The sequence below is a fragment of the Lysinibacillus sp. genome, from assembly GCF_032093475.1.
GTDB classification, from domain to species: Bacteria; Bacillota; Bacilli; order Bacillales_A; family Planococcaceae; genus Lysinibacillus; species Lysinibacillus irui.
Map to the genome: position 1 here is coordinate 118,221 of NZ_DAMDAY010000001.1, position 22,152 is coordinate 140,372.

General features: G+C 36.4%; 26 protein-coding genes and 1 pseudogene. 23 read left to right on the forward strand and 4 right to left on the reverse strand.

What is annotated here, in order from left to right; all coding sequences use genetic code 11:
- Positions 1 to 28 precede the first annotated feature (28 nt).
- From RT445_RS00585 to RT445_RS00665, 17 genes are all read left to right on the forward strand, one after another.
- Positions 29 to 1,099, forward strand: a complete 1,071-nt coding sequence (locus tag RT445_RS00585) for a GIY-YIG nuclease family protein (RefSeq protein ID WP_313469298.1) — start codon at positions 29 to 31, stop codon at positions 1,097 to 1,099.
- A gap of 171 nt (positions 1,100 to 1,270) precedes the next feature.
- A complete protein-coding gene (locus RT445_RS00590) occupies positions 1,271 to 3,079 on the forward strand; it encodes a phage tail protein (RefSeq protein ID WP_313469300.1) in 1,809 nt (602 codons plus the stop codon).
- Positions 3,072 to 3,278 (forward strand): tail protein X, encoded by a 207-nt coding sequence (locus tag RT445_RS00595; RefSeq protein ID WP_313469303.1) that lies wholly within the window; start codon positions 3,072 to 3,074, stop codon positions 3,276 to 3,278. The genes RT445_RS00590 and RT445_RS00595 overlap by 8 nt, the downstream gene beginning before the upstream one ends.
- Positions 3,279 to 3,282: 4 nt before the next feature.
- Complete coding sequence (locus tag RT445_RS00600) at positions 3,283 to 4,293, forward strand: phage late control D family protein (RefSeq protein WP_313469305.1); 1,011 nt, start codon at positions 3,283 to 3,285, stop codon at positions 4,291 to 4,293.
- Positions 4,293 to 4,835 (forward strand): phage baseplate assembly protein V, encoded by a 543-nt coding sequence (locus RT445_RS00605; protein WP_083225302.1) that lies wholly within the window; start codon positions 4,293 to 4,295, stop codon positions 4,833 to 4,835. The genes RT445_RS00600 and RT445_RS00605 overlap by 1 nt, the downstream gene beginning before the upstream one ends.
- A gap of 4 nt (positions 4,836 to 4,839) precedes the next feature.
- Positions 4,840 to 5,229, forward strand: a complete 390-nt coding sequence (locus tag RT445_RS00610) for a phage tail protein (protein WP_066036970.1) — start codon at positions 4,840 to 4,842, stop codon at positions 5,227 to 5,229.
- Complete coding sequence (locus tag RT445_RS00615; protein WP_313469309.1) at positions 5,226 to 5,552, forward strand: GPW/gp25 family protein; 327 nt, start codon at positions 5,226 to 5,228, stop codon at positions 5,550 to 5,552. The genes RT445_RS00610 and RT445_RS00615 overlap by 4 nt, the downstream gene beginning before the upstream one ends.
- Positions 5,549 to 6,673, forward strand: coding sequence for a baseplate assembly protein (locus RT445_RS00620; RefSeq protein ID WP_313469311.1), 1,125 nt, complete (start codon positions 5,549 to 5,551; stop codon positions 6,671 to 6,673). The genes RT445_RS00615 and RT445_RS00620 overlap by 4 nt, the downstream gene beginning before the upstream one ends.
- Complete coding sequence (locus RT445_RS00625; protein ID WP_313469313.1) at positions 6,666 to 7,367, forward strand: phage tail protein; 702 nt, start codon at positions 6,666 to 6,668, stop codon at positions 7,365 to 7,367. The genes RT445_RS00620 and RT445_RS00625 overlap by 8 nt, the downstream gene beginning before the upstream one ends.
- The gene (locus RT445_RS00630; RefSeq protein WP_313469315.1) at positions 7,361 to 7,663 is read left to right on the forward strand and encodes a hypothetical protein; all 303 of its coding nucleotides are present in this window, start codon (positions 7,361 to 7,363) and stop codon (positions 7,661 to 7,663) included. Before RT445_RS00625 ends, RT445_RS00630 begins: the two co-directional genes overlap by 7 nt.
- A complete protein-coding gene (locus tag RT445_RS00635; RefSeq protein ID WP_313469317.1) occupies positions 7,660 to 8,304 on the forward strand; it encodes an integrase in 645 nt (214 codons plus the stop codon). The genes RT445_RS00630 and RT445_RS00635 overlap by 4 nt, the downstream gene beginning before the upstream one ends.
- 2 nt (positions 8,305 to 8,306) lie before the next feature.
- Positions 8,307 to 10,778: an Ig-like domain-containing protein gene (locus RT445_RS00640; RefSeq protein ID WP_313469319.1), complete on the forward strand. Its 2,472-nt coding sequence runs from the start codon at positions 8,307 to 8,309 to the stop codon at positions 10,776 to 10,778.
- Entirely contained in the window at positions 10,778 to 10,981 is a 204-nt protein-coding gene (locus tag RT445_RS00645; protein WP_313469320.1) for a hypothetical protein, read from the forward strand. The genes RT445_RS00640 and RT445_RS00645 overlap by 1 nt, the downstream gene beginning before the upstream one ends.
- A gap of 47 nt (positions 10,982 to 11,028) precedes the next feature.
- Complete coding sequence (locus RT445_RS00650; RefSeq protein WP_313469321.1) at positions 11,029 to 11,157, forward strand: hypothetical protein; 129 nt, start codon at positions 11,029 to 11,031, stop codon at positions 11,155 to 11,157.
- A gap of 146 nt (positions 11,158 to 11,303) precedes the next feature.
- On the forward strand, positions 11,304 to 12,296 hold the full coding sequence (locus RT445_RS00655; RefSeq protein WP_313469322.1) for a HEPN domain-containing protein: 993 nt from the start codon (positions 11,304 to 11,306) through the stop codon (positions 12,294 to 12,296).
- 88 nt (positions 12,297 to 12,384) lie between these two features.
- Positions 12,385 to 12,789 carry a phage holin family protein gene (locus RT445_RS00660; RefSeq protein ID WP_054549313.1) on the forward strand — a complete coding sequence of 135 codons (405 nt, stop codon included), beginning with the start codon at positions 12,385 to 12,387 and terminating at the stop codon, positions 12,787 to 12,789.
- Complete coding sequence (locus tag RT445_RS00665) at positions 12,786 to 13,487, forward strand: peptidoglycan recognition protein family protein (RefSeq protein WP_313469325.1); 702 nt, start codon at positions 12,786 to 12,788, stop codon at positions 13,485 to 13,487. Before RT445_RS00660 ends, RT445_RS00665 begins: the two co-directional genes overlap by 4 nt.
- A 57-nt stretch (positions 13,488 to 13,544) precedes the next feature.
- On the opposite strand, the gene RT445_RS00670 is transcribed toward RT445_RS00665, so the two are convergent.
- From RT445_RS00670 to RT445_RS00680, 3 genes are all read right to left on the reverse strand, one after another.
- Positions 13,545 to 14,708, reverse strand: coding sequence for a Ger(x)C family spore germination protein (locus RT445_RS00670; protein WP_313469327.1), 1,164 nt, complete (start codon positions 14,706 to 14,708; stop codon positions 13,545 to 13,547).
- A gap of 149 nt (positions 14,709 to 14,857) precedes the next feature.
- Entirely contained in the window at positions 14,858 to 15,463 is a 606-nt protein-coding gene (locus RT445_RS00675) for a DUF3862 domain-containing protein (protein ID WP_112117177.1), read from the reverse strand.
- 90 nt (positions 15,464 to 15,553) lie between these two features.
- Entirely contained in the window at positions 15,554 to 15,763 is a 210-nt protein-coding gene (locus tag RT445_RS00680; protein ID WP_112117178.1) for a helix-turn-helix transcriptional regulator, read from the reverse strand.
- Between the two features lie 167 nt (positions 15,764 to 15,930).
- On the opposite strand from RT445_RS00680, the gene RT445_RS00685 reads away from it, so the two are divergent.
- The 5 genes from RT445_RS00685 (at position 15,931) to RT445_RS00705 (ending at position 20,449) form a co-directional block, all read left to right on the forward strand.
- On the forward strand, positions 15,931 to 16,815 hold the full coding sequence (locus tag RT445_RS00685) for a helix-turn-helix domain-containing protein (RefSeq protein ID WP_313469330.1): 885 nt from the start codon (positions 15,931 to 15,933) through the stop codon (positions 16,813 to 16,815).
- A gap of 15 nt (positions 16,816 to 16,830) precedes the next feature.
- Positions 16,831 to 16,998, forward strand: coding sequence for a hypothetical protein (locus tag RT445_RS00690; RefSeq protein ID WP_313469332.1), 168 nt, complete (start codon positions 16,831 to 16,833; stop codon positions 16,996 to 16,998).
- 528 nt (positions 16,999 to 17,526) lie between these two features.
- The gene (locus tag RT445_RS00695) at positions 17,527 to 18,549 is read left to right on the forward strand and encodes an ABC transporter substrate-binding protein (RefSeq protein WP_274795486.1); all 1,023 of its coding nucleotides are present in this window, start codon (positions 17,527 to 17,529) and stop codon (positions 18,547 to 18,549) included.
- 84 nt (positions 18,550 to 18,633) lie between these two features.
- Complete coding sequence (locus tag RT445_RS00700; RefSeq protein WP_274795487.1) at positions 18,634 to 19,662, forward strand: ABC transporter permease; 1,029 nt, start codon at positions 18,634 to 18,636, stop codon at positions 19,660 to 19,662.
- Positions 19,655 to 20,449 (forward strand): ABC transporter ATP-binding protein, encoded by a 795-nt coding sequence (locus RT445_RS00705; RefSeq protein ID WP_274795488.1) that lies wholly within the window; start codon positions 19,655 to 19,657, stop codon positions 20,447 to 20,449. The genes RT445_RS00700 and RT445_RS00705 overlap by 8 nt, the downstream gene beginning before the upstream one ends.
- 106 nt (positions 20,450 to 20,555) lie before the next feature.
- Here the strand turns inward: RT445_RS00705 and ilvA are convergent, their stop codons facing one another.
- Complete coding sequence (gene ilvA, locus RT445_RS00710) at positions 20,556 to 21,818, reverse strand: threonine ammonia-lyase IlvA (RefSeq protein WP_274795489.1); 1,263 nt, start codon at positions 21,816 to 21,818, stop codon at positions 20,556 to 20,558.
- Between the two features lie 198 nt (positions 21,819 to 22,016).
- Between ilvA and RT445_RS00715 the strand changes: the two are divergent.
- Positions 22,017 to 22,152: pseudogene (locus RT445_RS00715) on the forward strand (hypothetical protein); the annotation flags it as partial.

Consider the following 22,152-nt stretch of genomic DNA (forward strand, 5'->3'; position numbering starts at 1 on the left):
GCAGGCAAGCTGTACTGGAGGGGTTTTGATGTTTGAATTATATATGATTACTAATCTAGTTAACGGAAAAAAATATGTTGGTTTTACGTCTGAGGGTTATTTAAAAAGGTTCAATAATCATATAAAAGAGACTCGTTTGGGTGGTAATAGACTTCTTTGTAAAGCAATACGAAAATACGGTAAAAAGAATTTTCAAATTACTCTTTTAGAAGTTGTCGACTTGCACGAAAAAGCTATAAAAAGAGAAAAAGAGTTAATATCATTTCACAATACATTTGCTGGTGATGAAGGTAGTTGGGGATATAATACTACAAGAGGTGGCGAAGGTAGTATCGGGCATATTGTACCCTTAAAATTACGTGTAAAGTTGAAACGATTGAGGGAAGAAGAGGGACGTTGGAAAGGTGATAATAACCCCAATTATCAAAATAAACTTTTCAAGAACAGTGACCATGCTCGTTGTGGAATAAAAATATCTGCAGAAGGTAAAAGAAGGATTAGCGAAGCGAATTCAGGTAGATTTGCAGGTATAAAACACCCCAACGCTGTCAAAAAGGCAACGTATGCTAAGAATTTAGATACTGAAGAAATTATTAAAAGAGACTCTTTTTACGAGTTACGAACTTTTTTAGAAGGAAAATACAAAATTAAAATAAATCGCTCATCCTCATTAAAGGTAATGAGAAGAGAAGCTAGAAGTCATAACGGTTTTATTTTTTATCGTGAGGACGAAACTCCAGAGGACATATTTAAAGAGATTAGTTATCAATATGAAAATAATATCAAAAAACCTATCATTTTCGAATCTTTGAATCAAAAAGAAACACATCCTAACGCTAAAAACTATACAAGTTTTGCAAGAAATATTACAACTGGTGAATTATTAAGATTTGATTCTTGGTATGAATGCAAACAGTATATGACCGATAACATTAATTCTAAATTTAATTACAGTGAAATGAAAAAATGTTTAGAAGGTAAAAGAAAGTACGTTAGAGGTTATATTTTTTATCGTGAAGATGCTACGGATGTTAGTATTTTTAAAGATTTGGAAAATGAGTACAGAAGCTTCAACGACTATCGAAAACACATCAAATGATGGAAGTGAGTAGAGTAGGGCACAAGCGATTGGTGTTCGAAACGGAGGGCGTATAGGCTCTCTTTTTTATGCCTATACGAAGATATAGTCTAATCTATACGGTAACGTATAGCAGCTCTAAATAATTGAGCGGCATGAATCTAGCGAATTCATGCGAATATAATGGATGTCATGAAAGAATTTCAAATCAGAGTTAAAGACGGCTCAAAATCAACCGACGAAACGTTTTCTGCTATGAGTAAATCAACATTTGATTTGTGGGAAAGTTTTAACCGTGGTGAGGCATCTGTAGCAGATGTTGCAAGTGCTGTGACAAAAGAGCTCCAAGGCATGGATGATCAAGTTACAGCCAACCAATTAGCTGTGGCGTTATTCGGAACGAAGTGGGAAGATTTAGAGTCTACAGCTATGTATGCGATGTTAGGATCAACCGATGCCATGGAGGGCTTTGAAGGAGCAATGGAGACAGTAAACCAAATACAGTTTAGTTCATTTAATGCGGCCATCCGAGGGATAGGCCGTATTTTATTTATGGATTTGGTTTATCCAATAGGAGATGCAGTTCTTCCATATCTCAATATATTCGCTCAATATTTAAAGGATAGGTTACCTAATGCTGTATCAAGGCTCAAAATGGTGCTCTCAGTTATTGGACCTGTTGTATTGGGTTTAGTGGGCGCATTTGCTGCTTACAAGGTTGGGTTATCTGCTATCGTTACCTACCAAAAGGTATATAACACCATTCAAAAAGCAAGCACAGCATTAATGGCGGCACATCGTACAGCTATGTTGGCCTCTACTTTTGCAGGTGGAGGATTTAAAGGAATGCTTGCAGCTGTATCCAGTGGAATGCGTGCGTTTAATGCAGCCATGCTGGCCAATCCTGTTGTGCTTATCGTTGCAGGCTTAGCCGCATTAGGCGCTGGATTATATTTTGCTTATCAGAAGTCGGAAACATTTAGAAACGCCATATCGCCATTGCTAGCCCTGTTAAAAGAGACGTTCATAAATGGTGTATCTGCAATAGGTTCAACTGTCATGAGCTACCTTCCAGTAATTATGGAGGCATTTTCTTCTTTAGGCGGAGCTATAATGTCAATCGCAACTGCAGCAATTCCCATATTATCAACTATTATTCAAGCTGTTTTTCCGATTATTGTTTCTGTAATTCAATCAGCAGTCCCATTAATAGCGATGCTCATTCAAGGAATCGCACTGATTTTCACAAATTTTGTAGTCCCTGCTGTATCCGGTTTTTTACAAATTGTACAATTTGTCTTTCCATATGTTCAAATGATAATTCAAAATGCTATAGCAATCGTAAATGGAATTATTCAAGCAGGGATGGCCCTTTTGCGTGGCGATTGGGATGGAGCCTGGAATGCCATTCTTTCAACAGCTTCAACAATCATGAATAATATCATTTCATTCTTCCAAGGAATTAATCTGTATGATGTTGGGATAGCAATTATCAATGGATTGATCAACGGTATTAAATCCATGGGTGGGGCTGTTTTAGGCGCGATAGGTGATTTAGTACCTAAACCTTTGAAAAGCGCAGCTAGTAAGTTTTTAGGGGCGCTCCCTGGCTTTGCTGAAGGTGGCATCGTTGGTAATCCAACGTTAGCATGGATTGGTGAGGGCGGTGACACAGAGTCTGTAATCCCTTGGAATAATAGTCAACGAAGCAGAGACTTATGGCTACAAACTGGCCAAGCACTTGGCATGTTAAACAATGATGGAATGCTTGCAGATTTACAAAAACAAGTGGCACCCGATGCATCAATTATTAATCCTCAACAAGTAGCTGACTCTAGTGGTAATGGTGGAAGTATTGTTATTCATTATTCGCCACAGTACAGTGTACAAAGACCAGAGGATTTAGATAGTGTTAAACAACATGCGGATGCTGATAAAGACGATTTAGAAGCTCGTATTGCGGAAATACAACGAAATGAAAGGAGATTGTCGTTTGGGTAAGCTGTATAAGACAATTTCAGGTGATGAGTGGGATGTAATTTGTTATAAACATTACGGCACAGAAATGGTGATGGACCAAGTAATGAATGCCAACCCAAAACACATTCAAACAGTTGTATTTTCAGCTGGTATTGAGTTAATATTGCCTGAAATTGACACGATTAAAGAAAGCGCTAATAAACCGCCATGGATGAGGTGATATAGTGACTAATACAAGACGAGCAATTGTCGTTATTTCTTACAATGGGAAAAACATAACAGCAGACTTAGCGCCTGATTTAACTTCATTTCAGTACAATGATAATGAAGGGAAAAGTGATGAAATCCAATTAGATTTGCAAGATCGTGAAAAGAAATGGCAGGATCCATGGTTACCAGGTAAAGGTGATAAGATACATGCTACAATCCGTCTTGAAAATTGGCGTAAAGAAAAAGAAGTGTCGCAGTTAAAATGCGGCACTTTTTATATTGACGATGTAAGTTTTAAGGGACCACCAGATAAAGTCTCAATTAAAGCTGTTTCAACACCTTTCAATGAAGGTGGTAAAGACACTGAGAAAACGAAAGCATGGGAAAATACAGATTTAAAGACGATTTTAACAGATGTAGCAAAATCAGCAGGACTAAAATTATTTTTTGATGCTCCTAACCACAAATATAAACGTGTTGAACAATCTAAAAAAACTGACTTGGCCTTTGCTAAAGAGATCACCAAAAAAGAGGGTTTATCCATCAAGGTAACAAATGATCAGCTTATTGTTTATGACGAGTTGGAGTATGAAAAGAAATCAACCGTCCGAACAATTACACGAGGTGAGGATGATATTAAATCATACGATTTTAAAGAAACTGCAGCTGAAGAACAGTATGCCAAAGTGGAGATTTCTTATTCTGATGCTACAAAAAAGAAAACCATAAAATACACCTATAATGTACCAGGTGTGAAAAGTGGACCTACCCTCAAGGTTAATAAAAAGGCTAAAAATTTAGATGAGGCTAAACGATGGGCACAAGCAGAAGCACGCAATAAAAATAAGCGTTCTAAAACGGGGAAAATTACATTGTTAGGTGACGAGAGATTAGTACAAGGGCTAACTATCGAACTAAAAAAGTTTGGTGCTTTTAGTGGTAAATATATTATAGAGTCTGCTGGACACAATGTAACAGGCGGTTATACAACAGATATTAATTTAAGGGGGGTGCTAAGTTATTAATGTCAAAGTCAATGCAATCAACTTCATTTGAAGCTGTTAAATACGGCATTGTTTCATCAATCAATCGTGCAAAGGCAACAGCAAGAGTACATTTTGAGGATTGTGATGATGCTGTATCAGATGAATTAAGTGTAATACCTTTCAGAACAATGAAAACGAAACACTATTGGATGCCGAGTGTAGGGGAGCAGGTTATAGTTTTATTTGCAGCCAATGCGCCTGACACGGGATTTATTATTGGTGCTGTATATTCTGATGTCGATACGCCTCCTGAAGAAATCGGAGAACAAGATTGTATAGGTATTTGGTTTGAAGATGGTACCATACTCAAATACGATTTGGATACTAAAACACTTGTTATGGATTGTACTGGTGAAATTAATATTGTGGCAAAACAACCTATAAATATTAAGGCAGAGAGTGATATGTTTCTAGATGGAAACCTACACGTTACTAAAGATATTATCGCTGGTGGGGTCAGTCTAGTGAATCACGTCCATCCATCTCCTGGAGGTACTACTGGTACACCAACGAAAGGATGATTAGATGATTGGGACATGGGGCAATGTAATTTTTTCTGTATCAGATAAGAAAGTCAATACATTTGATGGTTTTAAGCGTAGTGAATCAGCAAGATGGTCAAAGCATGATATACATGGCCAAAAATCAAAGTCTGAATTTACAGGCGTAGATAATGGAAAAGTATCTTTCACTATGCACTTTTCTGCCTTTCATGGCGTGAATCCTATCAAAGAATTAGATAAATTCATCAAGTGTGTGCGTAGTGGAGAAGCACACACTTTAATCATTGGAAATAAACGTGTTGGCGTTAATAAATGGTATCTGCCAAGCGTTGATCAATCATGGGACTATTTCGACAACAAAGGCAACATATTGAGTGCTGGTATTACAATAACGATGGAGGAATATGTATGACACAACAATATACATTAACTTACAATCCTTCAGTTATAAACTTTCGTCCTAATAGTGTATTGGAAGAAATCTTTCAAAATATAAATACAATCCTTGGTACGTCCAAATTTTCTGTACCTCTTTTTCGCAGTTTTGGGCTAATTGAATCATTTGTAGATAAGCCAGTAACGAACCTTCATCCGTTGCTTGTTGCAGAAATTTTCGAAGCAGTTGAAACATATGAACCACGTGTGATTGTAGAGGAAGTAAAGCTAGATGTAAACGTGGATGGCCAAGCCTATCCAACAATAATTTTTAGTCTTAGAAATGGGGTGGTATTGTGACGGTTATTTTGCCTGAAATAAATTTTTTAACAACTAACCCTGAAGAACTGGCCAATGAATTCATTCAAATGTATGAACAAACAGAAGGAAGGAAACTTGCACAAGCAGATCCATTAAGACTTATTTTTTTAACTTGTGCATCTGTGATCACTAAACAAAATGTGGCGATAAATGACGCAGCCAAACAAAACCTGCTTTATTATGCACGTGGCGATGTCTTAATTCACAAAGGAGCTGAGTTTGATACGCCAAAAATGGAAGCAACTGCAGCTAAAACAACACTAAGAATACATCGTACCGTTACAGAATCACTTAGATCATCAATACTTATAAAAAAAGGTGATTTATTAGCTACTTCAAATGAAGGAGCTATTTTTTTTGCTTCAACACATGACGTAGTTATTGAACGAGGCGATTGGTTTATTGATGTTCAGTTAGAATGTACAACAAAAGGGCCAGAAGGTAATGATTTTGCTATTGGAGAAATCAACAGCTTAGTGAAGCCATTGCCATATGTAAGCAAAGTTGAAAATATTACAGTTTCAGCAGGTGGATCACTAGAAGAAGATGAGGAATCATACCGAAATCGTATTTATTTAGCACCTGAAAAACTTTCTAATGCAGGACCCACTGGGGCATATGAGTATTATGCAAAATCGGCATCACCACTGATTAGCGACATTTTTGTAGATTCTCCACAACCTGGTTATGTAAATATTAGCGTTTTATTAAAAAATGGAGAATTACCTTCAGAAGAAATTATTCAATTAATTTATGAAAAAGTGAATGCCAGGGACGTACGGCCACTGACAGATTTTATTACTGTAAGTGCTCCAGAAATAGTCACTTATGATTTAGATGTTGTTTATTACATCGAAACAAATGCAGTAGATAAAACACTTATCCATCAAAATGTTGAAAAAGCTATTGATGAGTATGCTAAATGGCAATCGTCAAAGATTGGCCGTGATATTAATCCATCAAAATTGATTAGCGATTGCTATAAGGCTGGAGCAAAGCGAGTCGAGGTAAGGAAACCTTTTTTTATGGCTATTAATAAAGGCCAAGTTGCTGTTATGGAAAACAAAAATGTAACATTTGGGGGCTTAGAGGATGATTGACTTAAAACAAAATACTCTTTTACGTGAGATCCCCAATAACCTACTACAAGATGAAAAGGTTAAAAATTTAGCGAAAACATTGCAGACATCATTGGATCAAATGCGAGATTGGGCTTATAAAATTAACTACACGTTACATTTAGATAAATTAGATGATGCAGTGTTAGACCATTTGTTGTGGGAGAAACACATTGGCTGGAATGAAGGATTGTCGTTGGCTACTACACGCCAACAAAAAATCAATCTTATTCAAACAGCTATCAATACCCACCGACGCAAAGGAACACCTGCAGCAATCGAACAGGCCCTTGAAGCGTTAAATTTGCCTGGTGATGTGATTGAATGGTTTCAATACGAAGGAGAACCATTTCACTTTAAAGTTGAAGTAACTACCACAAACATTACAAGTAAAACTTTATTCTTACTTAGGCAACTAGTAAACGAATATAAAAACACAAGATCATGGCTCGACTTTGTGGCTGTAAAGTTGCCCAAAAATGAGTATATCGAAATTGAATCTAGCAAGTCGCATTATCCAGTTTACTTGCCTGTTTGTGGTGAGATTTATTGCGAAGGCGTACCAGGTGCAGGCACTAAAAAATCAATTGAAATTGAATCGAAAAACTACACGTATCCAGTTTACATGCCGATATGTGGTGAAATATTTGCTAGCGAGGTGATAGACACATGGTAACACGTATTTTATTAGACCGAACATATGAATTTTGGAGAGACATGATGAAGAAGGCTGTTGTGACAATAGACGGCCAAGATGTGATCAAATCATTCCATTCGCAGGAGATTGTAGGAGACACAGTAAAAACTTATGTGTATTTGGATGATGGCCATGGTCATGTAACCAATGCAAAATTAGTTGATGCTCAAGGAATTGAATTAGATCGATATGAAACATCAATTGAACAGAGTGATGATGGTGTAATGATCATTTTTACACTCACTGGCACGTTGAAAGGGGATCTGCAGACATGAGTTTAGTAGTCTCTAATAAATATGAATTAATATATTGGCGTGATCGTATCTGGAAAATAGGTCCTGATGGCAAATTAATACCTCAACTGGACGAAAATAATCAGATCATCTACAATCCACTCACTGGACAACCAGAATATGAGTATTTAGAATCTGGAACACGTGTAAATGCGAAGCGCCTAAATCATATGGATGAAGGCATCTATTCAGCTCATGATTATATTGTAGAGCTCAAAGCAACCATCAGACGTATGCAGATCCAAATGGAACTTGATGGTCGAGTGCCAGGCGATTCTGGAACATTTGCAGATACACTTGATGGCAGCTCTAATAAAATTAAATTAGATACCGCCTTAACAGATATTATCGAAGCTGTTACAGCTGGTACAACTACTTTAAAAGTGGCTAGTGTTGATGGTTTTACACCATTTACGCAAGTCACTATTTTTGATGATGTGGCGAAAGAGGACGTTGTGATTACAGCAGTTGGTAAGGATACAATAACGGTGCAAGCTCTTAAAAATGCATATAAAAAAGGTGCTAAAGTGGCTCGTAGTAATGTCTCAATTGATACGGTCAATGCTGAAATGGGTGTCGGTGATTGGCAGACATTCAAAGTTGAATTAGTGGAGGTGGTTTAAGAATGGCACAGTATTATTATGAAAAATTTACAGTAATAGAAACACCTATCTATGAATATGCGTATACGTGGGGTAGTGAATTAAATACTTTCGAGTACGTAAAAACAGGTTATGAGAGCTTTAGTTTTGATAAAAATACAGGTAAATTTACGCTAACAGGCGCGCAAATAACAGCCATTAGTTCTAACGGCGGCCCGTCACCTGTCTATACATTGGGAGGTAATACTGGTCAGCAATTAGTACAGAACTATGTACAAGCCGCAAACTTGCCTGTTATGTTTAAAATGGCAGAGGTCAAGCAAAACCTAGTACGCACAGACTATTCAAAAGGCTCATTAGTGCAATCCAACATTGCCGCAGAGGACGGCACATATCCCGCAAACGGACGCCATACGGACGGTTTTTGGTATGTAAAAGGTGCGGCAGTTGGGCCGTTGCCTCCAGGTACTGTAATTAATCAACCGTATAGTACAGTGGGTAATGGTGGGCGTAAATTAGTTAGATTAAAAGACGGAACACTATTTGTTGCAGTTATATCAAGCGCAACCGAGTGGAGAATATACAAGTCAATAGATAACGGAATTACTTTTTCGGAATTTTTACGTAAACCTTTTTCGGTTGGAGAAATGGCGCTAACGACTGACGGAAACCGCCTTTTCATTGCTTTCACACACTCGAATACAAACATAAAGTTTTTTGCCTATAATGCCGATGGTACAGTTATAACGGGTATTGAACCTGTCAATGGCAAAAACATTGATTCGAGTCAATCGTCATTGGATAAAGTATCTTTAACTGTTGATCCGTCAAACGGTCACTTATACGCGGCGTGGTCAAGTAAAAATACAACTTATCCAAACACATTTAACTTGCGCTACGCAAAGAGTTCAGACGGAGGGGTTACATGGTCAACGCCCGAACAAATTACAAGAGAAAACGATCAATATAGGCACTTTGTTTACCCATCCATTGTTGTAGCAAACGGTAAGCCGTTTATTTTAACTTTCTATAGAAATACTTCTACTTATTTCATTTCGTGTATGTCTTTTAATGGATCAACGTGGATTAATAACCCAGTATCTTCGCAAGTAACAACATACACCTTGAGAGGCCCGTCAGCTGTAGTAGATAAAAATGGCGTCATACATGTAACATGGTCTAGTGGTATATCCACGGATTCATATTTCCATCCTTTTTATGCTAGTTCAGCAGATGGAGTTGTTTGGAGTGCGGCAAAGGTTTTGAAAGAGGGCAATGATCCATCGATAACGGTGGACAAAAATAACAATCTGGTTATATTAGCCGTGAGTCCATTTTCTTACGTTAATCAATATACTAAAGACGGAGACGTTTGGAGAACCGTGGTCGTAACCAATACAACTATTGGTAATTTAACAAACGTTTCTACACTTTACGATCCTAGTTTTTCAATAACATTTGGCATTACACCACCAGCTATTTTCCAAACACCTAAGGATGTCAGATACATCGGAACATATTCGATGAATAATCAACCAAACATTACATTGACATCACCAACTAACAATCAAACGCTTTATGAAAACGACACAATCAACATTTCAGGCGATGCCTACGATGCAGATAAAGACCAATCGGTTACAGTGTTCTATCAGATTGACAGCGAGCAAAGAAAAGTCTTAGCAACAAATGTCAGTCAAACGCAAATAACACTATCCAAGCAGCTCACATTTAAAGGTGGCAAACTGTATGATGGCGAAACGGTGCTTACTGGAACGCTTGCGGAAGGTGTAGCACACACGTTAAAAGTTTGGGCAGTAGACAGTGAAAACGGTCAGTCTGCTACTATTGAGCGATCATTCTATGTCGTGCCTAATCGAGCGCCATTACTTGCTATAGATGAAATTGTGCCGAGTGGAATTATCAATACTGATAAATTTAAAATCAGTGGTACTGCATCGGATCAGGATGCAAATTCAAATGTGAAAGTAACAAAAAAAGTTAATACTACAAACCCTATCGAAATCTATAACGGACCTGGCGGTGCTTGGGAGTTTGATATATCACTCGCTGAACTTGTTGTAGGTGAAAATATTGTTGTTGTTGAGGCAATAGACAATTATGGAGCTAAGGTTAGTAAGACCATAAAACTTAAAAAGAATGAAGTGAAAACGCCTATTTTGCATGCTGTAGCGAGGTACAAGATTACACCTCCTGCTGGAACCGCAAAGGGCGTTTTATTATTTATTGAACGTGATGAGGATATGGACCTTAAAGTTGAGTTATCCATGACATTAGCTGGTGAGCAAGAGCAGTATCAAACGCTAACAGCCGATAACACAGCTCCTATGCCTAACACTAACGGCATTGTCGAGGATACTTATTATCATGAAGCGACAGAGCCGAAAGACAATATCATTCTGAAACTTTCTACAACACGGCCAGATGCTGCTGTAAATCATAAAATCCACTTAATATCGGGGGCGATTGAGTAATGGCTATGGAATATAATCAGCGTGAAAAAGATGGCTCAATGGGGGAACCTGTAAAGGTTGGTAATGGTGAAACTCCAGGAGAAACAATAGAAAGACTAGAAAAAGAAAAACAATTATTACTAGCACAAAATAAAGCCCTTGGAGAGCGTATGGAATTCATGGAGGACCTTATTGCAGAAATTGCGATGAAGGTATATGAATGATGCGCTTTTTAAAATGGGTTATTTTGTACTTTAAAGGAGGTGAGATCATGATGGCAATGTTTTTCGCACAACGTGTAATTTTAGGTAAAACGCAATATAGTGAAGTACCTTCAACATTACAACCAGGAGTAAAAGAAATTTTAGTGGAATCAGGTTTAGATTTCTTAGCTGAATAAATAAAATGGCGCAGACAATAGTCTAGCGTTATTTTAGTTTGGGATTTTGCCCTTCACTGATGATTGTGGAGGGCTTTTATTATGTAAATATTAGTAGGATAAATCTTCTTTTTGTCGAATTGAGTAGATGAAAGGGGAGACTTTAGATGGATTATTTATTAACGTCATTGCGCTATTTTAAAATAGAAAATTATAAGGAGAGCACACTTTTTCCAAATGATATGGATAAAGGTAACTTTACCTTATTGAATAATAGTAGAGGTGATCTAGAGAGAATTTTAAAAAGTTATGGATATTTAGAGAATTTTGGTTTAGTACACTTAAACACTGTTAAAGATAATTTCGCATGTGTAGTAATATATAATGATTGTCCTGCAGATCAATCAATAAGAACTCAAGAAATGCATATTCATTATATGAAAACTAAATACTTTGCGATGTCTCTTTGGTTTATTAAAGATAACTCAGTATTGCCGTATGTTACAACAATAACAAGTGATAAGGTAATTCCCCCGCAGATTCTCAGGAATACAGCTTACTACACCTGCTCCGATGGAGTAATTAAAGATGTATCATTTACTTATGATGATATCAAAGAAGCTGAATATTGGGTTGAAGTACTTACAACTCATGCTATTAAGATAAGCGGAGAGAGAGAAATTAAATCAGATAAAGTTGAAAATATTAGTTTATTTCCTTACAGCGAAACTACTAGTTTAAGTAGAGCTTTATTGTATTTAGATATCGCTAGAAAAGAAACATTTTTACCATCTAAAATAGCTAGCTACATTACAATTTTAGAAATATTATGTGCAGTGAATGGTGAAAATACTTATAAAGTTTCTGAAAGAGTAGCAGCTTTATTAGGTGGAAATTCTGATGAGAAAATGAATCTATTCTACAGTGTAAAAAAGGCTTATGATTTTAGATCAAAGTTTGTTCATGGATCTCATATAAATTATCAGGATGTTTCAAAAGTGAGTGAGATTAGTATTGAATTAGATGAAATAGTTAGAAACGTTTTGAAAAAAATAGTAAAAGAACATACAAATCTGATTTATTCAAATAAAAAGAAACAAGGTTTTTCAAATTTTGAAGCTGTTGATAAAGAATTTATTAATATAGTACTAAATAATTAAAATAGAAATTTTATTGGTGAATAGTTGGGAATTTTAAGGATGCGCAAAATGCGTGTCCTTTTTATATTGGGAAAAGGGAAGTGTTCAAATGGAAAAATGGATTGCTGTAGTGAGTGGAACGATAGGCACAATCGTTTCATATTCGGTGGATGGTCTAGGAATGGCAGTTACTGTTTTGATTGGTTTTATGGCCATTGATTACCTAACAGGTATTATGAGTGGGGTCGTAAATCAAAACTTAAATAGTCGTACAGGCTTTAACGGTATTATTCGAAAGATTTATTACTTAATGCTAGTCGGTTCAGTTTACTTATTGTCTGTTGTAATACCTGGCATCGAGTATGCAGGGGATGGAGCAGCCATTGCATTTTGTGTACTAGAATTTATTTCAATCACTGAGAACGGTACTAAAATGGGTTTGCCAATGCCTGACTTTGTAAAAAATATTTTAGCAATCGTGAAGGATAAAACAGGAGAGGGTGAGGTTAAATGAGCTATACAATTGAAAAACGCTTAATGTCAGGACTTCCTAATCAGGCTTTGACAGCCGTAAAGTATGTCATTGCCCATGAATCAGGTAATGGTAATAATACAGGTCCAAATGCATTAGAAAATGAAATTGCATACATGAACCGAAATAAAGCAGAGGCATTCACTTCCCACTGGGTAGGTGGTGGAGGGCGTATCGTGCAAATTGCGCCAGTAGGCAGGTTACAATATGGTTGTGGTCCAAAAGGTAATCCACTTAGCTATGCCCAGGTGGAATTGGCTCGTACTTCTGATAAAGAGCAATTCAAGAAGGATTATGCTGCTTATATTTGGTTGTTGAGAGAGCTAGCAAAAGAGGCTAGAATACCTGTTGTATTAGATGGGGCAGGTAACGGTATTAAGTCACATCGATGGATTACAGATAATCTTAAAGGCACGACACATAGAGATCCTTATTCGTATTTAGCGAGTATGGGAATCTCCGAGGCACAATTCAAATTAGACATCTTGAATGGCTTGGAGGAAGTAAAAGGGGCGCAAATTACAGAAGCTAAAGTTATGCTAAATGATACAAAAACTATTCCAGCTGTGATTATAGATGGTAGGACTCATGTTCAAGTAAGAGAACTAGCAGAGCTGTTAGGATTGAAGTTGGTTTATAACAATGAAAGTAAAATAACAAAATTATACGAAGTAAAATGATAATATCAGCTCTCTTGTAATTCAAAGGCCCATTACCAATTAAGGTAACGGGCTTTTTTATTCTTCAATTGTCTCATCAAAAGTTTTTCTTCCTGGATTTATTTTATTAACATGAACATTTATTTTACTTATTGAATCTTCCGTTAAAGGTATTTTTCCATTATGCTCGATTTTTTTCCACACCTTTACATTACTTCTGTATAGATATTCTGATAAACGATATACATCAGCATCTAATTTTAGACCTTCTTGATAAGTTTCTTTAACTTCTTTTTCTATTTGTTGAGCGATATTTTTTCTCACTTCATCCGTAGTAATCTTTCCTTTGAATCCATTGAGTGTTCCTTGTATTTTGATATCAATTTCAAATTCAACTTGATCGTTTTTATTAACAATGGGCTTAACTTCGAGATTTAATTTATCTAAATCAACGGTTAGATAATCTCTTTCATCACCTACTAATTTAAAAGTGACTTCTCCCCGATTCGTATCTTCATTCATCCATTGATTACCTCTTGCTAAGGAATCTGTAATAAAACCTTTAACCCCATTTTTTGTGAGAATACCTATGCCAGAAAAAGTAGTTTCCTCCATTAATTCTTCATCATTTTCCCAATTTTTCTTCATTGTCACATAAGGTATAGCAACCTCATGGTTTGGTTCATTTAAACCAATAATTAATTCCCTTAAATTTATAGGTTGAACAAATGATAATTGTTTAGTAGTACTAATTGGATTACTTAATTTTGAAGCTGTCAAAGAATTTCGCAAAATTGGTGTTACAAGCATTAAGTCATTAATAGGGTCCTTTGTGCAATAAACCCAAATATGATATCTTGTTTCTCGAAAACGAATAAAAGTATCAATAACAGGAATGCTTCGTTCATTTTCCATGGCACGTTCTGATAAGATTAGGTATCTCATATGTCCCCAAAAGATCTCTTGATCAGATGAACGGTACAATTTATAAATCGCTTCTTCGATTGTTTTACCTTCAGCATACCCGACTTCAGCAGGTTCAACATCACCACCAGATTGCTGTGATCTAGCTACATCAGCAAAATTGATAATTTGTAAGTAGACTTTATATTTATCATCTTCAAAATCAACTCCTACAGCATTGATATAGTACATCCTTTGAGGTTCAGTTACATCCCAACAGCCTGAGAGGAATAAAGTGATTAAAATAAGTGGAAAAATGGATTTGTAATTTCTGTTCATTTTTTCGCCTTCTTTTTTGTTGTTGTTTGTTAAGTATGCGCATGATAGATTTGATCTAAACAAATAAAGGATCTCTTCTAAATCTAGAAGAGATCCAAGGGTACTTCAGTGGTAGAAAGAAAAAACCACTCAAATGAGTGGCTTTATTTTTATTCTAATCCTAATTGAGTTTTGTTCATCAATTTTCCGCCCTGGAACATTAAAGATGCATTACCACCTAATGATTTACCATTATAGCTATACATAACTACATCTCCAGATTCAGATACAACCGCACCTTCACCACCAAGAATCTCAAATACTTGTTCTTTAGTCATGCCATTTTCTAACTTGTTAAATTGCTCAAGAGTAATTTCAATATCCGATGTCTCCACACCAAATTGAGATTTGTTGATTAGTTTGCCACCTTGGAACATCATAGTAGAAGATGCCATGACACCATCAGTTTCAAATTCATACATGACTGTGTGGTGAGGTTCACCAGCTGATCCCGTTTCAGACATTATTTTACCTTCAGCACCAACAATTTTTACTACTTCTTCATACGTCATGCCATCTTTAATTTGTTTGAACTTTTCCTCAGTTAATTTGCCATCTTCTTTAGTAGCTGGTGCTGATGTCTCTTGCTTAGAATCAGTAGAAGTTTCAGCAACTGGTTTTTCATCTTTTGTTGACTCATCCTTTGTAGTAGTTTCTCCACAACCTGCTAGTCCAAGACTTAATACTAACGCTACACTAAATACTATTTTTTTCATTTGTAAATTCCTCCCTCTTTATTTCCATTTTAGGGAATCAGGAGACAAATGTACATATAAAAAAACAGACAACCATGTTAGTTATCTGCTTTATATTTTACGACCATCTTCTAATACAAAATTTGCTTCGTATTTAACTCCCAATACTTCTGCAATTAGGTTTAATTCTTTCTCGTTGAAATTGTCTCGTTTTAATTTGTTGGAAATGTTGGGTTGAGAAGTACCCATTTTTTCAGCTAGCTCGGAAAGCGTTAAGTCTTTTTCTACCATAAGCATCTTTATTTTTTTAGCCATCCCCATATGAACACCTTCTTTCGTTTATTTTTCTTATAACTATAATACACCAAATGATAATTAAAAATAAATAAAATATCACTAAAAAATTATAAAATACTTTACATTATAATTTTTTCGGTATATATTATCATTAATTAGTTATAAAAAATAATGAAAGTGAGGTGGAAACGATGGCGTTTGAATACTTAGCAACTTATAAAACATTTGAATCAGTAGCAGACATGGACACAGCAGTTGAGGAACACATTGCGGCTCATTACTATGATTTAACAGAATCAGAACGTGCCATCGTTTTCAAACTTGCTTCTCATAGCTTAGAGCATCCAGGAGCCTGTCATTTGAAAGCTGCCACAATTGCTGCAGCATTGGAGATCAGCACAAAGACAGTTTATCGGAGCGTTAAAAAGTTAGAGGAATTAGGCATCATCGAAAAAGTACTAGGAACGAAATTAAACGGCATCAAAGGGGCTAGCATTTATCGCATTTTACCTTATGTCCCATCGAGCGTGTCCCAACGAGAAACACCTCGGGCCATCAGTAATGACGCGGTTTCTGAGACTTTTACAGAAAAGCAATCATCTAAATCTTTTAATCATTTATCTTTTAAAACAAGCACTTTACAAGAAATATATAATAATGCTCACGCTGAAAAAGAAGCTCATAAGGAATGGATGAATGAGTATCAAGCTATGCTATTTGATTTCATGAATAGTCTACCTCTAACTGATTCTTTGAAAGATGAATTACACAAGGTTGTAATGGCTACACAAGTAAATTCTGTGGATGAATTTATAAAAGCTAAGAACGTGCTATTTAAAATTGCTATGGATATTAAAGAAGGTATTTTAACAGTTACAAGCACATTAAGAGCCGTATTTGTAGGGGCGTTTAACAAGGCTGTAGAGCGTTCTAATAAGAAGGTGACTAATTCATCATCTATAGAAGAAACAGCTAATAGAGAGCGTCCAGTACCTTTCTATAACTGGCTGAATGAGCGTGATAGTCGTTCGGAAATATGTAGTAGACCAAACTTAGAAAACTGGCTGGAATGGTGAAAGGGGGACTAGTATATGACTCATTTTGAATATATAGAACTGCAGGGGCAATTAACAATTTTTGATTTGGAAGATCAATATGAGGAAATGAAGTTTAAGAAGGAATCCACAAATGTTAATAAGCTTGTTGATAAAAAAATGTATATTGAGCCTCGCATGAGAGTATATATTGTGCATAAGTAAAATGAAAAAGACTGCCTTATTTGGACAGTCTTTTGTGAAAAAAATGTGTAAAAAAAATTGAATTTTATTGTAGTGTAACGTAAATTATGTTTTTTCTAAAAACGTCTTAAAACGCTGTTATATCAACGTTTAGAACATAAAACTATTAATCTTGTGTAGTCGGTTGTAATCATAATTTTTTCGTGGGATGGTTACGAACCACGGTGCTTTCACACAAGTAAACATTTTATTATAGATATCTAGTAGAAGTCAAATGTCAGACTTTGTCCACAATGACCTAGCGTCGCAAAATTGTCATAAATATTTTTTACTATGTTAAAAAAGAAAACGAATAACTAAAACAGCGTAGTTTAGCGGTTTAAAGCGCCAAATTGAATGATTAGCTAAAATATTTTGTTAAATTTAAAAGTCAGAACATTCATAATGTTGTTGACGAGGCTCAATAATAACGATAATATAGCGATACATTCACACTTTGTTTGGATAAAGTGCGATAGATATTTTAGTTATTAATCGGGGGGATTATTTGTGAAGGGCAATGTAAAAAAGCTGTCATTCCTTCTATTTGGATTAGTGTTACTTCTTGCTGCCTGTGGTAGTGGTGGTTCTAGTTCAACGGATTCAAAAGGGAATGAATCAAACAACGCAAGTGAGAGCGGAAATGCAGATGATAAAACATATAAAATCGGCATTACTCAAATTGTTGAACATCCATCTTTAAATGCAGCAACAGAAGGCTTTAAAAAGGCAATTGAAGATGCTGGATTAAAAGTTGAATATGATTCACAAATTGCACAAGGAGATAACAGTCTTAACACAACGATTGCTAACAATCTAGTGAGTGCAAACGTAGATTTAATTTTTGCTAACTCTACACCTTCTGCTCAAGCAGCTGCTACAGCTACAAGTGATATTCCAATCATCTTCACTTCTGTAACAGATGCTGTTGGTGCACAGTTAATTGAATCAATGGAGAAACCAGGAAAAAATGTTACAGGTACAATCGATTTACATCCTGAAACGATTTCTAAAACAGTAGCATTTCTAAAAGAGCTTGGCGCAAAGAATGTGGGTATGGTCTACAATGCTGGTGAGCAAAACTCTGTAGCACAAGTTTCAGAAGTGAAAAAAGTTATGGGTGAGCAAGGCTTAACGGTTGTAGAAGCTTCGGCATCCACTTCAGCAGATGTGAAACAAGCAACAGAATCGTTAATTGGTAAAGTAGATGCTTTCTATATTATTACTGATAACACAGTGGTTTCTGCGTTAGAATCTGTTATTGATGTTGCTAACACAAATAAATTACCACTTATCGTAGGAGAGCTAGACTCTGTTGCACGAGGCGGTTTAGCTGCTTATGGTTTCGAATATTTTGATATTGGCTATGAAGCTGGACAAATGGCTGTGAAAATTTTAAAAGGTGAAGCTACACCTGCTGATACACCAGCACAATATCCACAAAATCTAAAACTACTAATCAATAAAAAGGTAGCGGATGATTTAGGAATTGAAATTAAAGATTCTTGGGGTGCAGAACTTCTAGAAAAGTAAAACGAAGCGGGGGAGAACTATCCCCGCTTTATCTTCATTTATAAGCGGTATAAATAAAAAAGAGATTTAGGAGATGATTCAACGATGTTTTTAGCATTATTTGGCGCAGTGGAGCAAGGAATCATCTATGCAATTATGGCACTTGGTGTATATTTAACATTTCGGGTGTTAGATTTTCCGGATTTAACGGTTGATGGAAGCTTTGTAACAGGGGCGGCAACTGCAGCAACAATGGTCTTGCTTGGCTACCACCCAATCTTAGCGACTTTAGTGGCAATTGTTGCTGGATTTATTGCTGGATGTATGACAGGAATTCTCCACACGAAAGGGAAGATTAATCCGCTATTATCAGGGATATTAATGATGATTGCATTGTACTCAATAAACCTACGTATTATGGGGTTTACTGCAGAAAATACGATAGGTCGCCCGAATATTCCACTGCTAAATTCAGAAACGATATTTTCAAAGTTTCAAACATTTTGGAGTAATTTAGGGATCGATGATGCTCTTAATAACCTATTAAAAGGCATGGGATTTCAGCATGTACCAGGTACATGGAGTGTGCTGATTGTCGTATTAATCATCACGATTTTAATTAAATTATTAGCAGACTGGTTCTTAAAGACTGAGGTAGGGCTTGCTATTCGAGCAACTGGTGATAATAAACGAATGATTCGTAGCTTCTCAGCAAATACAGATACACTTATCATTCTAGGTCTAGGACTTTCTAATGCACTTGTCGCATTTTCTGGAGCTTTAATCGCACAATACTCGAAGTTCTCCGATGTTAGTATGGGGATTGGTATGATTGTTATCGGTCTTGCTTCGGTTATTATTGGTGAAGCCATTTTTGGTACAAAAACAATTATTCGTACTACTTTTGCAGTCATTGCTGGCGCGATCATTTATCGTATTATTCTAGCATTAGCTTTACGTGTAGATTTCCTTGATTCAGGAGATATGAAATTAATTACAGCAATCATCGTTATTTTGGCACTTGTCTTACCGCAATTTATCAATAAGACTAAGGAGCGCAAACGAAAGGCGAAACGTGCTGCAGAACTTAAACCAGTAAAAACTGTAGAGCGAGGGGGAAAAGGCCTTGCTTAAATTACTTGGCATTAATAAGGTGTTTAATGAAGGAACACCAGATGAAAAAATTGCACTTGCAGAAATTAATCTTCACTTAAAACCAGGGGATTTTGTGACAATCATCGGTAGTAATGGAGCAGGGAAGTCTACGATGATGAATATGATTTCAGGAGCTTTAACACCTGATTTTGGGACAGTGTCCATCGATGGTAATGATGTGACGAATTTACCTGAATATAAACGCTCGCAATATATTGGTCGTGTGTTCCAAGATCCAATGGCAGGTACAGCACCTGCTATGACAATTGAAGAAAACGTCGCATTAGCATACTCAAGAAATAAGAGCAGAGGCTTACGTATCGGTGTAGATAAAAAGCGCCGTGAATTTTTCAAGGAATCATTAGAGATGCTTGGTTTAAATCTTGAAAATCGACTTTCCGCAAAAGTAGGCCTACTGTCAGGTGGGGAACGTCAAGCATTGTCATTATTAATGGCTACATTCACGAAACCGTCTATTTTATTGCTGGATGAGCATACAGCTGCACTTGATCCATCTCGTGCAGAGTTAATTACTCGGATTACAAAGTATCTAGTGGAAAAAGATAATTTAACGACATTAATGGTCACGCATAATATGCAACAAGCTTTAGATTTAGGGAATCGTCTTATAATGATGGATAAAGGGCAAATCATTTTAGAGGTTGGTGAAGATCGTAAACATAAATTAACCATCCCAGATTTAATGGCTGAATTTGAACGCATACGTGGTGAAAAAATGAATTCAGATCGTGCTTTATTAGGATAATTGGAACGCTAAAAGGAATCGAGAACTTTCACGCTCGATTCCTTTTGTTATTTTCTTAAGTTGATGACCAAATCAATTCACCTGCTAAGCAGTGAGACTCTTTATTTTAAACTAGTAAGCCAAATAGTTGAAGGTCATTGTTTACTTCTTTGTATTTGAAGCCAAACTCATTCATTCGCGCTAGCAACCCTTCATAATCAGCTCGATCGCCAAGTTCAATACCGACTAAGGCAGGACCACTTTCTTTATTGTTTTTCTTAGTATATTCAAACGTAGTGATGTCATCATTTGGTCCTAGCACACTAGTGAGGAATTGGCGTAGTGCGCCTGCACGTTGAGGGAAGCTGACAATGAAGTAGTAAAGCAACCCTTCATGAATAAGCGACTTTTCCTTAATCTCCTGCATTCGTCCAATATCATTATTACCACCACTAATAATGACAACGACTGACTTACCTTTAATTTCTTCCTTATAAAAATCAAGAGCTGCAACTGACAGTGCTCCAGCAGGCTCGGCAATAATCGCATGTTTATTATATAGATCTAAGATTGTTGTACAAACTTTGCCTTCAGGTACAAGTAGTATGTCGTCTAAATAGCGACGACAAACATCATATGTGTGATGACCGACGCATTTTACTGCAGCTCCATCGACGAATTTGTCAATCCAATCAAGAGCCACCGCACCACCTTCAGCAAAAGCAGCTTTCATACTGCCCGCTCCAGCCGGTTCGACACCAATAATTTTACTAGAAGGGGAGAGGTTTTTCACGTAGGCAGAAACGCCTGACATTAAGCCACCACCGCCAATACTACCAAATACGTAGTCGATTGGTTCCTCCATGTCATTCATAATTTCAACTGCTACAGTTCCTTGACCCGCAATAACATCGAAATCATCAAATGGATGAATGAAAATTTTACCGTGTTCCTCACAGTAACTTAACGCGCTTTCGGCAGAGTCATCAAATGTATCGCCTGCTAAAATAATCTCTACATATTCACGGCCAAACATGCGGACTTGATCTATTTTTTGCTTAGGTGTTGTTTGGGGCATAAAAATGCTAGCTTGAATTTTTAATTGTGCACAGGCGTAAGCTACACCTTGTGCATGATTTCCTGCACTTGCACAGACCACACCCGCATTGCGTGCTTCATCTTCAATTTTTTTAATTTTATAATAGGCACCACGAAGTTTGAATGAGCGTACATGCTGTAAATCTTCGCGTTTAAAATAAATATTTGCTCCGTATTTCTCGGATAAATAGTCGTTTTTTTGTAGTGGCGTATGCACAACTACATCTTTTAAAAAATGATGTGCAATTAAGACATTCTCTACTTGCACGGTTCTAGTATCAGCAACTTCCATAGTATTCATCCTCCGTTATACGTTTAAAACATTCATCTATAATAGCACACTTTTTTTGCTTTTTGTGATTAATTTTTAGTAAATTCTAAATTTTCCGTGTCTATTTTAAAATGTAAGCGTTTTATCAAATAAATACAACTCTCATAACAAAAATGGTCAAGCATATACTAGATTAGCTTAGGACAAGTGGGAGGGTAAATGGTGGAGATCATTCAAGGAATTCTATCTACATATAGGCAATTTTTTGATTGGGCCATGTGGCAGGAAGTATTGACCGACCCTGTATCTTGGGGGCTAATTTCCTCATTAATTATAATAGAAGGATTGCTGTCAG

Bases quoted from the DNA above. Each gene is read 5' to 3' on its own strand.
- RT445_RS00650 (WP_313469321.1), top strand. From the start codon at position 11,029: ATGATGGCAATGTTTTTCGCACAACGTGTAATTTTAGGTAAAACGCAA.
- RT445_RS00640 (WP_313469319.1), top strand. From the start codon at position 8,307: ATGGCACAGTATTATTATGAAAAATTTACAGTAATAGAAACACCTATC.
- RT445_RS00635 (WP_313469317.1), top strand. From the start codon at position 7,660: ATGAGTTTAGTAGTCTCTAATAAATATGAATTAATATATTGGCGTGAT.
- RT445_RS00665 (WP_313469325.1), top strand. From the start codon at position 12,786: ATGAGCTATACAATTGAAAAACGCTTAATGTCAGGACTTCCTAATCAG.
- RT445_RS00660 (WP_054549313.1), top strand. From the start codon at position 12,385: ATGGAAAAATGGATTGCTGTAGTGAGTGGAACGATAGGCACAATCGTT.
- RT445_RS00605 (WP_083225302.1), top strand. From the start codon at position 4,293: ATGTCAAAGTCAATGCAATCAACTTCATTTGAAGCTGTTAAATACGGC.
- RT445_RS00630 (WP_313469315.1), top strand. From the start codon at position 7,361: ATGGTAACACGTATTTTATTAGACCGAACATATGAATTTTGGAGAGAC.
- RT445_RS00670 (WP_313469327.1), bottom strand. From the start codon at position 14,708: ATGAACAGAAATTACAAATCCATTTTTCCACTTATTTTAATCACTTTA.
- RT445_RS00625 (WP_313469313.1), top strand. From the start codon at position 6,666: ATGATTGACTTAAAACAAAATACTCTTTTACGTGAGATCCCCAATAAC.
- RT445_RS00645 (WP_313469320.1), top strand. From the start codon at position 10,778: ATGGCTATGGAATATAATCAGCGTGAAAAAGATGGCTCAATGGGGGAA.
- RT445_RS00590 (WP_313469300.1), top strand. From the start codon at position 1,271: ATGAAAGAATTTCAAATCAGAGTTAAAGACGGCTCAAAATCAACCGAC.
- RT445_RS00700 (WP_274795487.1), top strand. From the start codon at position 18,634: ATGTTTTTAGCATTATTTGGCGCAGTGGAGCAAGGAATCATCTATGCA.
- RT445_RS00675 (WP_112117177.1), bottom strand. From the start codon at position 15,463: ATGAAAAAAATAGTATTTAGTGTAGCGTTAGTATTAAGTCTTGGACTA.
- RT445_RS00610 (WP_066036970.1), top strand. From the start codon at position 4,840: ATGATTGGGACATGGGGCAATGTAATTTTTTCTGTATCAGATAAGAAA.
- RT445_RS00680 (WP_112117178.1), bottom strand. From the start codon at position 15,763: ATGGGGATGGCTAAAAAAATAAAGATGCTTATGGTAGAAAAAGACTTA.
- RT445_RS00615 (WP_313469309.1), top strand. From the start codon at position 5,226: ATGACACAACAATATACATTAACTTACAATCCTTCAGTTATAAACTTT.
- RT445_RS00585 (WP_313469298.1), top strand. From the start codon at position 29: ATGTTTGAATTATATATGATTACTAATCTAGTTAACGGAAAAAAATAT.
- RT445_RS00690 (WP_313469332.1), top strand. From the start codon at position 16,831: ATGACTCATTTTGAATATATAGAACTGCAGGGGCAATTAACAATTTTT.
- RT445_RS00655 (WP_313469322.1), top strand. From the start codon at position 11,304: ATGGATTATTTATTAACGTCATTGCGCTATTTTAAAATAGAAAATTAT.
- RT445_RS00685 (WP_313469330.1), top strand. From the start codon at position 15,931: ATGGCGTTTGAATACTTAGCAACTTATAAAACATTTGAATCAGTAGCA.
- ilvA (WP_274795489.1), bottom strand. From the start codon at position 21,818: ATGGAAGTTGCTGATACTAGAACCGTGCAAGTAGAGAATGTCTTAATT.